Here is an 11,174-nt window from a genome sequence, read left to right as displayed (position 1 = left end):
AACGGCATGTTCGCCTTCGCCCTGTTCGACGCGCGCGCCCAGTCGCTCTGGCTGGCGCGCGACCGGCTCGGCGTGAAGCCGCTCCATTATGCCCTGCTGTCGGACGGCAGCCTGATCTTCGGCTCGGAATTGAAGAGCCTGCTCGCCCACCCGCTGCTCCGCCGCGCGCCCGACCTGTCGGCGGTCGAGGATTATATGGCCTATGGCTACGTCCCCGACGATGCCTGCCTGGTCGCCGGGGTGCGCAAACTGGGGGCAGGGGAGACGCTCCGCCTCGTCCGCGGCCGCCCGCTGCCCCCGCCGCACCGCTATTGGGACGTCAGCTTCGCCGACCGCAGCAAGGCGAAACCCGAAGCGCTGGAGGAGGAACTGGTCGCGCTGATGCGCCAGGCGGTGCGCTCGCGCATGGTCGCCGACGTGCCCCTGGGCGCGTTCCTCTCGGGCGGCGTCGACAGCAGCAGCGTCGTCGCGCTGATGGCCGAAGCCTCGCGCCAGGCGGTCAAGACCTGCACCATCGGCTTCGATGTCGCCAGCCTGGACGAGACAGCCTATGCCGATCGCGTCGCCCGCCGCTTCGCCACCGACCACCGCATCCGCATCGTCTCGCCCGACGATTTCGGCCTGATCGACACGCTCGCCTTCCATTTCGACGAACCCTTTGCCGACGCCTCCGCGCTCCCCACCTATCGCGTCTGCGAACTCGCCCGCGAGCAGGTGACGGTGGCGCTCTCTGGCGACGGCGCGGACGAAGCCTTCGCCGGCTATCGCCGCCACCGCTTCCAGATGCAGGGCGAGCGGTTCCGCAGCCTGATCCCCGCCTCGGTCCGCCAGCCCCTGTTCGGGACGCTCGGCCGCTATTATCCCAAAGCCGACTGGGCGCCCCGCGCGCTCCGCGCCAAATCGACCTTCCTTGAACTGGCGGGGGAGGGGGGCGAAGCCTATGCCGCCTCCGTCGGCGTGACCCCATCGGCCTTGCGCCAGCGCCTCTACGGCGCCGACCTCAAAAGCCGCATCGCCGGCTACCGCGCCGAGGATCGCTACATCGAGGCGATGGCGACCGCGCCCGCCCGCGATCCGCTCGACCGCGCCCAATATGCCGATATCCGCATCTGGCTCCCCGGTGACATCCTGACCAAGACCGACCGGATGAGCATGGCCGTCAGCCTGGAAGCGCGCGAGCCTCTGCTCGACTATCGCCTGGTCGAATTCGCCGCCCGCCTCCCCGTCGCCCAGCGCATCCGGGGCAACAGCGGCAAATATCTCATGAAGAAGGCGATGGAGCCCTTCCTGCCGCAGGACATTCTCTACCGCCAGAAAATGGGCTTCGTCACCCCGATCAGCGCCTGGTTCCGGGGCGCTCTGGCCGGCGAAGCGACCGCGATCGCCGGCGGCTCGGCGCTCGCCAAGACCGGCTGGTTCGACGCGAAGATATTGGCAAAAGTCGCCGCCGACCACAAAGCCGGCCTCGCCGACCACGGCCGCCTCCTCTGGCAACTGCTGATGCTCGACAAGTCTCTAACACGCCTGTTCGGGGTGTAATCATCCTCCGTTCGCCCTGAGCGAAGTCGAAGGGCCAGACCGACCGAAGGGAGGTCACTTCGCTGCGCTCAGTGCAGGGCTTCGACTTCGCTCAGCCCGAACGGTGTTTGAAATCTCAGCCCCCCTTGCCACCGCCCCCGCACAATGCCAACGCATCCCCTTATGATGATGCAGGGCGCCAGAGTCACGGTCTCCAAGGAAATGGTGCGGCTGCGGCTCTACGCCCTGTGCCTGGCCGGCGACATGGCGGGCCTGTTCTGCGCCTTCCTCGCCGCCAACGCCTTCGTCCTTGGCGCGCTCTGGGGGGAACCGGGCAAACCGCACGGCCTCGTCATGTTCGCCATGATCGCCCCGCTCTACGCTCTGCTCGCGGTCAAGGGCGGGGCCTATGGCATCAACACGCTCGATCGGGTGCGGCGCGGCATCTCCCGCGCGCTCTGGGCGCTGGCGCAGGCGGCGTTGCTGATGCTACTGATCGTCTATCTCGGCAAGATCGCCGAGCAATTATCGCGTCTCACCTTCGTCACCGGCCTCGCGCTCGGCGCGGTCGCGCTAGCGCTGGTGCGCCTCGCCGTCGCGCGGCTCGCGGTCAGCCTGCTGGGCGACGTGCCGCACCTGACCGCCGTCATCCTCGACGGCGTCGCGATCGACGCCGGCCGCCATGTCGAGGTGATCCACGCCGACGCCGCCAACCTCCATCCCGAACGCCACGACGCCGACATGGCTGCCCGGCTCGCCGGCGCGGTCGGCATGGCGGAGCGGGTGATCGTCGCCTGCCCGCTCGAACGGATGAACGACTGGTCGGCCGCGCTCAAGTCGCTCTCGGCGCGCGGCGAGATCGTCGTGCCCGAACTGCTGCGCTTCGCGCCCGCGCGCGTGGACGAGTTCGACGGCCAGCCCACGATCATCGTCGCCGGCGGCCCGCTCCAGTTTCGCGACCGCCTCATCAAGCGCCTGTTCGACCTGGCCGTAGCCGGGCTCGCCACCATCCTCCTCTCGCCCGTCCTGATCGCGGCCGCGCTCGCCGTGAAGCTGACCAGCGCCGGCCCCATCCTCTTCCGCCAGCCCCGCATCGGCAAGGATGCGCGCCCCTTCTCCATCTACAAATTCCGCTCGATGCGCACCGATGCCAGCGACCACAGGGCAGCGACCCTCACCCGCCGCGACGATGATCGCGTCACCCCGGTCGGGGCTTTCCTCCGCAAGACCAGCATCGACGAACTGCCCCAGCTCTTCAACGTGCTGCGCGGCGACATGAGCATCGTCGGCCCGCGCCCGCACGCCGCCGCCGCCAAGGCCGGGGACAGCCTCTACTGGGAGGTCGATGCCCGCTATTGGGAGCGCCATTGCATCAAGCCCGGCATGACCGGCCTCGCCCAGGTGCGCGGCCATCGGGGATCGACCGACCATCATCAGGATCTGATCGACCGGCTCCAGTCGGACCTCGAATATGTCAGCGACTGGTCGATCTGGCGCGACCTGCGGATCATCGTCGCGACCTTGGGCGTGCTGGTCCACCACAAGGCGTACTGAGCGATGGCGACGAACCTGATCCTCGCCGCGATCCTGCTCCTGTGCCTCGTCGCCGTGGCCTGGCCCTTCCTCTTCTACCCGCTGATCCTGCGCCGGCTGCCCACGCTGCCTGAGCATCCGGTCCAAGGCCCGCCACCCAGCGCATCGCTGCTCTTCTGCGCCTATAACGAAGCCGCCGCGATGCCCGAGAAGCTCGCCAACCTCGCGCTGCTCAAGCGCCGCCACCCCGACCTCGAAATCCTCGCTTTCGACGATGGATCGTCCGACGGCACCGGCGATCTGATCGCGGGGCAGGGCGACCTCGTCACCCTCGTCCGTGGCCCCGGCCGCAGCGGCAAGGCGCACGGCATGAAGCAGCTCGCCGCCCGCGCGCGCGGCGACGTCCTGATCTTCACCGACGCCAATGTCCTGCTGGACGAGGAGGCTGTGGACCGTCTCCTCGCCCGCTACGCCGACCCGCATATCGGCGGCGTCCTCGGCTCGCTCCACTATCTCGGCGCGGAAGGGAGCGCCACGGCGGCGGTGGGCTCGCTCTACTGGCGCATCGAGGAACGGCTGAAGGACGAGGAATCCCGCACCGGCAACGTCCTCGGCGCCGACGGCTCGATCTTCTCCATCCGCCGCAGCCTCTATCCCGATTTCCCCGACAGCGTGCTGGACGACCTTACGGTCTCCATGGCGGTTGTCTTCGCCGGCAAGCGCCTCATCAAGGCGAAGGACGTCATCGCCAGCGAACGGCTGGTCACCGCACGGAAGGACGAATATCGGCGCAAGGTCCGCATCGCTGCCCGTGCCTGGCATACCCACAGCTACCTGCGCCCGCAGTTACGCCGCATGGCCGCCATCGACCGTTTCAAATATGCCTCGCGCAAGATCGTCCGCTGGTTCGGCGGCCTCTTCATCCTGGCTGGCGCCATCGCCGCCGGCGCGCTCGCGCTGCGCCTCTCGCCGACGCTCTACATGGCCGGCGGGCTTGCGCTGGTCTTTGCCCTATGGATCGGCCTCCGCAGCAAAAGCGGCCCGCTCGCGACGCTGGTCGATATCCTCATCGCCTATGCCGCGACGCTCCAGGGCGTGGCAAAGGCGATGACCGGCCGCACCGTCACCATCTGGAACCCCGCCCAGTCGCGATAGCGCGTCAGACGATGGCGATGTCGCTGGGCAGCAATTCCGTCCCCTTCGCGAAATCGATATGCGCGATCAATATCTTCGCCGCCGCGCCATTGCCGTCCGGGTCGAAGAAGAAGCCGCGCGTCGCTTGCGAGTAGAGGAAATGATCGTCGGCATCCTGCGCTATGCCATGCAGGTTGCTGGCGAAGTTGGACCCGTCCACCCCTGTCAGTCCGCCCACGATGTCCGATGCGATCACCAGTCTGTCGCTGCCCTGAGCGAAGTCGAGGATGCGGTCGCCGCCCTCCTCTAGCAATTTCCAGACGAAGCGATCATGACCAGGGCCGCCGGACAGCCGGTCGGACCCCAGCCCTCCATAGATGCGGTCGATCCCTCCACCGCCCTCCAGCAAATCCGCACCGTCACCGCCATAGATAAGGTCGGCACCCCCATCGCCGTAGATATGGTCGTTGCCCTCATCGCCCATCAGCCGGTCGTCGCCCCAGCCGCCGATGATATCGTCCCACCCCGCGCCGCCAAGGACGATATCGTCACCATCATCGGCCCAGATGATGTCATGACCCTCGCCGCCTTCAATCCGGTCGGCCTCGCTGCCGCCGACGACATAGTCGTCTCCCGCGCTGCCCTCGATATGATCCTCGCCCGCGTCTCCGAAGATCACATCGTCGCCGTCGCCGCCTTTCAGCACATCGTGGCCCGCATCGCCGTCCAGCACATCCTTAAGCGCGCCGCCGAGGAGGACGTCGGCTCCATCCTCGCCATAGAAAAGCGCCTGCCCGCTGCCCGCCACCAGCCGGTCCGCGCCAGCGCCGGCATAGATGATCGCGGTGGTCAGCGCCCCGGCATGAAAATAATCGTCGCCGCTGCCAAAATTGCCCCGGAGATTTTCGACCCCATCCCACGTCGCGGTCGTCCGGCGGGTCGCGCCATCCTCCGACACCGCGACGATATGGTCGCTGCCCGCCGCCTTGATGATCGACGTGGTGAAGGCGTGCAGGTTCAGGGTCAGCCAATCATTGCCTGCGCCACCGAAGACATGGCTGCCAAAGTCCTGCCAGGTCGAATCGCCCACCGTGATCCAGTCGTTGCCGTCGCCAGCAAAAATCACATCCGCGCCGCCCCGGCCGTAGATATAGTCGTTGCCCGCCTTAGCGATGATGCGGTCATCCGCCTCCGATCCATAAAGCGAATTGCGAAACTTGTTGCCGACGATGCGAGCCATTACGATTCCTCTCGATGCGATCGTCAATGCCCGGGCCGGTTGCGACCTCTGTTACATCATCGATCCTGCGTTCCGCCGCGACGAACGGCGCACAATACGGCCCTTGCAAAGGCTATCAGTCGGCATCGGGAATGTCGATGGCGGCCAATTCGCCTGCCTCACTCGCCCTTCACATAGACCCGCTTGCCGCCGACCCATGTCTCCAGCACCTGCGTCCGGCGGATGTCGGCGGGGCGGGCGGCGGATATGTCGCGGTCGATCAGCAGGAAGTCGGCGCGCTGACCCGGCGCCAGGCTGCCGAATTTCTTCTCGGCAAAGCCGGCATAGGCCGCCCGCCGCGTGAAGCCGTCCAGCGCCGCCTCGAAGCCGATGCGCTGCTCGGGCATCCACCCGCCGATCGGCTCGCCCTTCGCATCCTCGCGGCTCATCGCGACGGCGATCCCGGCGAAGGGATTGGGGCTTTCGACCGGCACGTCCGATCCGAGCGCCAGGGGCACGCGATTGTCCAGCATCGCCTTCCACGCATAGGCGCCCTTCAGCCGCGCCTCACCCATCCGCGCGGTCGCCATGCGCCAGTCGGACGCTTCGTGCACGGGCTGCATCGACGCGATCACGCCCAGCGATCCGAAACGCGGCAGATCGGCCGGATCGACGATCTGCGCATGTTCGATCCGCCAGCGCCGGTCGCCCTTGTAGGTGTCGCTGAGTTCCTCGATCGCGTTCAGCAGCTCATGGTTCGCCGCGTCGCCGATCGCGTGGACCGCGACCTGGAAATTGTCCATCGCCGCCCGGCTCATATAGTTGCGAAGCTGCGTGTCGGAAATCATCGGCAGCCCGCGCTGGCCCGGCGCGTCGGCATAATCGGCGCGCAGCCACGCCCCGCGCGATCCCAGCGCGCCGTCGAGCAGCAGCTTCACGCCGCCCATCCGCAGACGGTCATCATAGAGCCAGGGCGTTGGCTCCGGTCCCGCGATCATCACCATATTGTCGAGGCCATAGGCGTAGGACATGATCCGCACGCGCAAAGCGCCCCGGTCGCCCGCGCGGCGGAACGCCTGCCAATCCTCGATGCTGGTGCCCATGTCGGCGATGCCAGTGATACCCTGCGCCAGCAGCGCGCGCTGCGCCTTTTCGAGCGCGATGTCGCGGTCCTTGGGCGCGGGCGGCGGCACGACCTTCTGGATGAGGTCCATCGCCTTGTCCACGAACACGCCCGCGGGCTTCCCGCCCGCCATCTCGATGCGCCCGCCGGCCGGCGCCTTGCTCGCGGCGCTCACCCCGGCGGCGCGAATCGCGGCGCTGTTGGCCCAGCCGGCATGGCCGTCCACCCGCTCCAGCCACACCGGCACCGTCGCTTCGGCCGCGTCGAGGTCGGCGGCGGTCGGGAAGCGGCCGAGGCCCCATTGCTCCTGATTCCAGCCTGTCCCGATGATCCATTTCAGCCCCGGATTGGCCTGCACATAGGCCCGGATCTTCGCCTGCGCCTCGGCCAGCGACCGCGTGTCGGACAGGTCCAGCGTCACCAGGCTGAGGCCATAGCCCATCACATGCGCATGCGCGTCGATCAGGCCGGGGATCAGCGTCTTGCCGCCCGCGTCCAGCTTGAAGTCCGGTCCCTTGGGCCGTTCGGGCCAGGGCTGGCCGCGCTTGGGCTTCTTGGGCTTATACTCGGGCTCCTGATAGCGGCCCTGGATCAGCTTCTCGACCTTGCCGTCATCATCGATCAGCAGCGCGCCGAACCGCACGATCCGCCCATCGGCGTCGATCGCGATGCCGTTCACATTGTCGATGACGCCCGAAGCCAGAGCGGGAAAGGGCAGGGCGATTGCGGCGATCGCCGCCAGCAGCGCGCCCCTCATGCGCGGGTGATCCGCCGCACGAGCGCGCTCGTATCCTGCCGGTGGCCGCCCATCGCCTGCACATCGGCGTAGAATTGATCCACCATCGCCGTCATTGGCAGCGTCGCGCCATTGGCGCGCGCCTCCTCCAGCGCCAGCCCCAGATCCTTGCGCATCCAATCGACCGCAAAGCCGAAGTCGAACTCATCCTGCGCCATCGTCTTCCAGCGATTTTCCATCTGCCAGCTTTGCGCCGCCCCGCCCGAAATCGCCTCGAACACCTTGTCGAGGTCCAGTTCCGCCGCCTGGGCGAAGCGCAGCGCCTCGGATACCCCCTGCAATACGCCGGCGATGCAGATCTGGTTCACCATCTTGGTGGTCTGCCCCGCGCCCGCGCCGCCGACATGGATGATCCGCGCGGCATAGGCCTGCATCACGATCTTCGCGGCGGCGAACGCCGGTTCGGTGCCGCCGCACATGATCGACAGCCGGCCATTTTCCGCCCCGGCCTGCCCGCCCGACACCGGCGCATCGATGCTGTGGATGCCCAGCGCCTCGCCCTCCACGAACAATTGCCGCGCGATCCGCGCCGACACGGTCGTATGGTCGATGAACAGGCTGCCCGGCTTCATCGTGCGGAAGGCGCCTTCGCGGCCCAGCGCGATCTGCGACAGATCATCGTCATTGCCGACGCAACTGATGACGATATCCGCGTCCTCCGCTGCCTTGGCCGGACTGATCGCCACCGTCCCGCCATAGGCGTCGGACCACAGCTTCGCCTTGCCGATGGAGCGGTTATAGACGGTCAGGCGATGGCCCGCCTTCGCCAGATGCCCGGCGATCGGACCACCCATTACGCCCAGGCCGATAAACGCGATATTTGCCATATGCCCCATAGGATTGCTGCGTTTCATGCCGCCATAGGGCGAGTTTTCGGACAGTGCCAGTTCCTTCGCCGGTAATTTTCGTCTAGGCGGCTTTGCCATGAACACGCTCGCCAGGATCGACACCGCGCTCCCGCTCCCCGTCACCGTGGACGATATTCTCGCCGCGCGCACGCGCATCGCCGGCGCGGTCGTCAAGACGCCGACCCTGGTCAGCCAGACCCTGTCCGACATGCTCGGCTGCAAAATCTATCTGAAGTTCGAAAATCTCCAGTTCACCGCTGCCTATAAGGAGCGCGGCGCGCTCAACCGCCTCCTGCTCCTCGGCGACAAGGCCAAGGAAACCGGAGTCATCGCCGCATCGGCCGGCAATCATGCGCAGGGGCTCGCCTATCATGGCAAGCGGCTCGGCGTGCCCGTCACTATCGTCATGCCGCAAACGACGCCCACGGTGAAGGTCACGCAGACGCAGGGCCATGGCGCGACCGTCGTGCTGCATGGCGAAAAGTTCGACGACGCCTACGCCCATGCCCGCCTGCTGGAGGTGGAGCAGGGCCTGACCTTCGTCCATCCCTTCGACGAGCCCGATATCATCGCCGGCCAGGGCACGATCGCGCTCGAAATGCTGGAGGATGCGCCGGACATCGACACGCTGGTCATCCCGATCGGCGGTGGCGGGCTGTTCTCCGGCATGGGCACGGCGGCGCGGGCGATGAAGCCCGACATCGAACTGATGGGCGTTCAGGCCGAACTCTATCCGTCCATGTATGATTTCATCAAGAGCGCGGACCTTGCCTGCGACGGCGATACGCTCGCCGAAGGCATTGCGGTCAAGCAGCCGGGCGAACTGACCCGCCGCTTCGTGGAGCGGCTGGTGAGCGACATATTGCTCGTCAGCGAACGGCGGCTGGAGGAAGCGGTCAGCCTGTTGCTCCAGATCGAAAAGACCGTAGTGGAAGGCGCCGGCGCCGCTGGCCTCGCTGCTTTGCTGTCGCATCGCGAGCGCTTTGCCGGGCGCACCGTGGGCCTCATCCTGTGCGGCGGCAATATCGACACTAGGCTGCTCGCCAACGTGCTGCTGCGCGATCTCGCCCGCTCGGGCCGGCTGGCGCGGCTGCGGATCATCCTTCAGGACCGGCCGGGCGCGCTGTTCCATGTCGCGCGCATCTTCGACCAGGAAAAGGTCAACATATTGGAACTGGCGCACCAGCGCATCTTCACCAACCTGCCGGCCAAGGGTCTGAGCCTCGACGTCGAATGCGAGACCCGCGACCGCGCCCATCTCCAGCGGCTTATCACCGCCCTGGGAGAGGCCGGCTACGAAGTCGCGCCGATCGAGGTGGCGTGAAGGCCGAACCGGCCGATCACATTCGCCAGCCGACGCAGGCTCAGCGTTCGAGGAAGGCGATGATGGCGCTCGCCAGCGCTTCGGGCGCTTCGAGCGGGGCGAGGTGCGCAGCGTCGAGCGAGGCGTGCGCCGCGCCGGGGATGTGCGAGACGAGATGCTCGCCATGGCCCTCGAACGGGGTCGAGATGTCCCGGCTGCCCGTGACCACCAGCGTGGGCGCGGCGATGGCGGCAAGGCGCGGGGCGAGGTCCATGTCCCGGATCGCGGCGGCGCATCCCGCATATCCCTCGGCATCCATCGACAAAAGCTGACGCCGCACGGTCTGACAGGTCGTCGGGCTGGCGGCGTCCGACAGGAAGCGGCCCATGGCAAGGTCTGCGATCGCGGCCATGCCCTCAGCGCGGACCTTTGCGACGCGATCGGCCCACGCCGCGCTGTCCATCGTTGCCGACGTGCAGATGGGGATCAGCTTCTCGACGCGGGCGGGCGCGCGCAGAGCCAGTTCCATCGCGATCATGCCGCCGAGCGACACGCCCGCAATCGAGAAGCGAGCGAACCCGGCGGCATCCGCAGCAGCGAGCGCGTCATCGGCCAGCATTTGGAGCGAGACATCCCCGCCCTGCGTGGGCGACGCGCCATGGCCGCGCGTGTCGATGCGCAGCAGCGCGAACCGCTCGCGCAGCAGGGGGAGAAGCGGCGTCCACAGGTCCATGTCGGTGCCGATCGAATTGAGCAGCATCAGTGCTGGCGCATCCTCGACACCGTCGCGTTTCCAGTAGATGCCAGTGGGCGTGAAGGGCATGATTTTCAGTCCTGCGCCGCGATGGTGACGCGCAGGCCGTCGATCGCCACGGCCGGGCCTTTGCAAATCTTCGACATCATGGCTCCTTCACCCATTGTCGCCGCCGGCGACGGGCAGCACTGTTCCCGTTATGTAGCTGGCCTCGTCCGAGGCGAGGAACAGGATCGGAGCGATCTGCTCCTCGAGCGTGCCATAGCGCTTCATGAACGTGGAGGAGGTCACTTGCGCGACGGCTTCGGCCATCCATGCCTGCTCCTGGGCATTGTCGCCCTGCGGGTTGCGAGCGACCCGTCGCGGGGGCGCGCTGGTGCCGCCGGGCGCTGTGGCGACGACGCGGATGCCGCTTTCGCCATATTCCATCGCCAGCGCCTGTGTCAGGCCGTTGATCCCGCCCTTCGCGGCGGAATAGGGCACCCGGCGGATGCCGCGCGTGCCATTGGACGAGACGTTGACGATGGTGCCCGCGCCCTGTTCCAGCATTGCCGGCAGCGCTGCATGGCAGCAATAGAGCGTCGGCATCAGCGACCGACGGATTTCCGCGTCGATCTGCTGCGGCTCGAATGCGGCGTAGGGCCGCATACGAATGGCGCCGCCCACATTGTTGACCAGAATGTCGATGCGTCCGAACGCCGCGATCGCCGCCGCCATCGTCGCTGCCGCGCCCTCATAGGTTTCCAGGTCGCACCGCACCGAGACGGCCCGGCCGTCGGCCGCGACAATAGCCTCCTCCACCTCGGTCACGAAGTCGGCGCGGTCGGCAAGCACGACATGCGCGCCTTCCCGCGCGGCGCGGGTGGCGACGCCCGCCCCGATGCCCTGCGCCGCCCCGGTCACGACCATGACCTTGCCCGCGAACCGTCCGGCGAAGATCATGCCC

9 protein-coding genes are annotated in these 11,174 nt (G+C 67.3%); 4 read left to right on the top strand and 5 right to left on the bottom strand.

Annotated elements, in window-relative coordinates; all coding sequences use genetic code 11:
* The 3 genes from asnB to V2B31_RS13660 form a co-directional block, all read left to right on the top strand.
* The coding region (asnB, locus tag V2B31_RS13670; protein WP_328279427.1) for an asparagine synthase (glutamine-hydrolyzing) at positions 1-1,539 on the top strand (1,539 nt) is incomplete at its 5' end.
* A 162-nt stretch (positions 1,540-1,701) separates the two neighbouring features.
* Entirely contained in the window at positions 1,702-3,072 is a 1,371-nt protein-coding gene (locus V2B31_RS13665) for a sugar transferase (RefSeq protein ID WP_328279424.1), read from the top strand.
* 3 nt (positions 3,073-3,075) lie between these two features.
* On the top strand, positions 3,076-4,206 hold the full coding sequence (locus tag V2B31_RS13660) for a glycosyltransferase family 2 protein (RefSeq protein ID WP_328279422.1): 1,131 nt from the start codon (positions 3,076-3,078) through the stop codon (positions 4,204-4,206).
* 4 nt (positions 4,207-4,210) lie between these two features.
* Here V2B31_RS13660 and V2B31_RS13655 read toward each other — a convergent pair whose 3' ends face one another.
* The 3 genes from V2B31_RS13655 to V2B31_RS13645 form a co-directional block, all read right to left on the bottom strand.
* Positions 4,211-5,425 carry a calcium-binding protein gene (locus V2B31_RS13655; protein ID WP_328279420.1) on the bottom strand — a complete coding sequence of 405 codons (1,215 nt, stop codon included), beginning with the start codon at positions 5,423-5,425 and terminating at the stop codon, positions 4,211-4,213.
* Positions 5,426-5,583: 158 nt separating this feature from the next.
* Positions 5,584-7,284, bottom strand: coding sequence for an amidohydrolase (locus tag V2B31_RS13650; protein ID WP_328279418.1), 1,701 nt, complete (start codon positions 7,282-7,284; stop codon positions 5,584-5,586).
* Positions 7,281-8,150 (bottom strand): NAD(P)-dependent oxidoreductase, encoded by an 870-nt coding sequence (locus V2B31_RS13645; RefSeq protein ID WP_328279434.1) that lies wholly within the window; start codon positions 8,148-8,150, stop codon positions 7,281-7,283. The genes V2B31_RS13650 and V2B31_RS13645 overlap by 4 nt, the downstream gene beginning before the upstream one ends.
* 97 nt (positions 8,151-8,247) lie before the next feature.
* Between V2B31_RS13645 and V2B31_RS13640 the strand changes: the two genes are divergently transcribed.
* On the top strand, positions 8,248-9,495 hold the full coding sequence (locus V2B31_RS13640; protein ID WP_328279416.1) for a threonine ammonia-lyase: 1,248 nt from the start codon (positions 8,248-8,250) through the stop codon (positions 9,493-9,495).
* A 40-nt stretch (positions 9,496-9,535) separates the two neighbouring features.
* Here the strand turns inward: V2B31_RS13640 and pcaD are convergent, their stop codons facing one another.
* Both pcaD and benD read right to left on the bottom strand, forming a co-directional pair.
* The gene (gene pcaD / locus V2B31_RS13635; RefSeq protein ID WP_328279414.1) at positions 9,536-10,297 is read right to left on the bottom strand and encodes a 3-oxoadipate enol-lactonase; all 762 of its coding nucleotides are present in this window, start codon (positions 10,295-10,297) and stop codon (positions 9,536-9,538) included.
* Positions 10,298-10,384: 87 nt separating this feature from the next.
* On the bottom strand, positions 10,385-11,170 hold the full coding sequence (benD, locus tag V2B31_RS13630; RefSeq protein WP_328279412.1) for a benzoate diol dehydrogenase BenD: 786 nt from the start codon (positions 11,168-11,170) through the stop codon (positions 10,385-10,387).
* Positions 11,171-11,174 lie beyond the last annotated feature (4 nt).

This window comes from Sphingobium sp. (assembly GCF_036170395.1).
Taxonomy (GTDB): Bacteria; Pseudomonadota; Alphaproteobacteria; order Sphingomonadales; family Sphingomonadaceae; genus Sphingobium.
This window is presented reverse-complemented; position numbering and strand designations above follow the sequence as displayed.

Coding starts and splice junctions, on each gene's coding strand:
- V2B31_RS13660 (WP_328279422.1), top strand. CDS start 3,076: ATGGCGACGAACCTGATCCTCGCCGCGATCCTGCTCCTGTGCCTCGTC.
- V2B31_RS13665 (WP_328279424.1), top strand. CDS start 1,702: ATGATGATGCAGGGCGCCAGAGTCACGGTCTCCAAGGAAATGGTGCGG.
- V2B31_RS13655 (WP_328279420.1), bottom strand. CDS start 5,425: ATGGCTCGCATCGTCGGCAACAAGTTTCGCAATTCGCTTTATGGATCG.
- pcaD (WP_328279414.1), bottom strand. CDS start 10,297: ATGCCCTTCACGCCCACTGGCATCTACTGGAAACGCGACGGTGTCGAG.
- benD (WP_328279412.1), bottom strand. CDS start 11,170: ATGATCTTCGCCGGACGGTTCGCGGGCAAGGTCATGGTCGTGACCGGG.
- V2B31_RS13645 (WP_328279434.1), bottom strand. CDS start 8,150: ATGGCAAATATCGCGTTTATCGGCCTGGGCGTAATGGGTGGTCCGATC.
- V2B31_RS13640 (WP_328279416.1), top strand. CDS start 8,248: ATGAACACGCTCGCCAGGATCGACACCGCGCTCCCGCTCCCCGTCACC.
- V2B31_RS13650 (WP_328279418.1), bottom strand. CDS start 7,284: ATGAGGGGCGCGCTGCTGGCGGCGATCGCCGCAATCGCCCTGCCCTTT.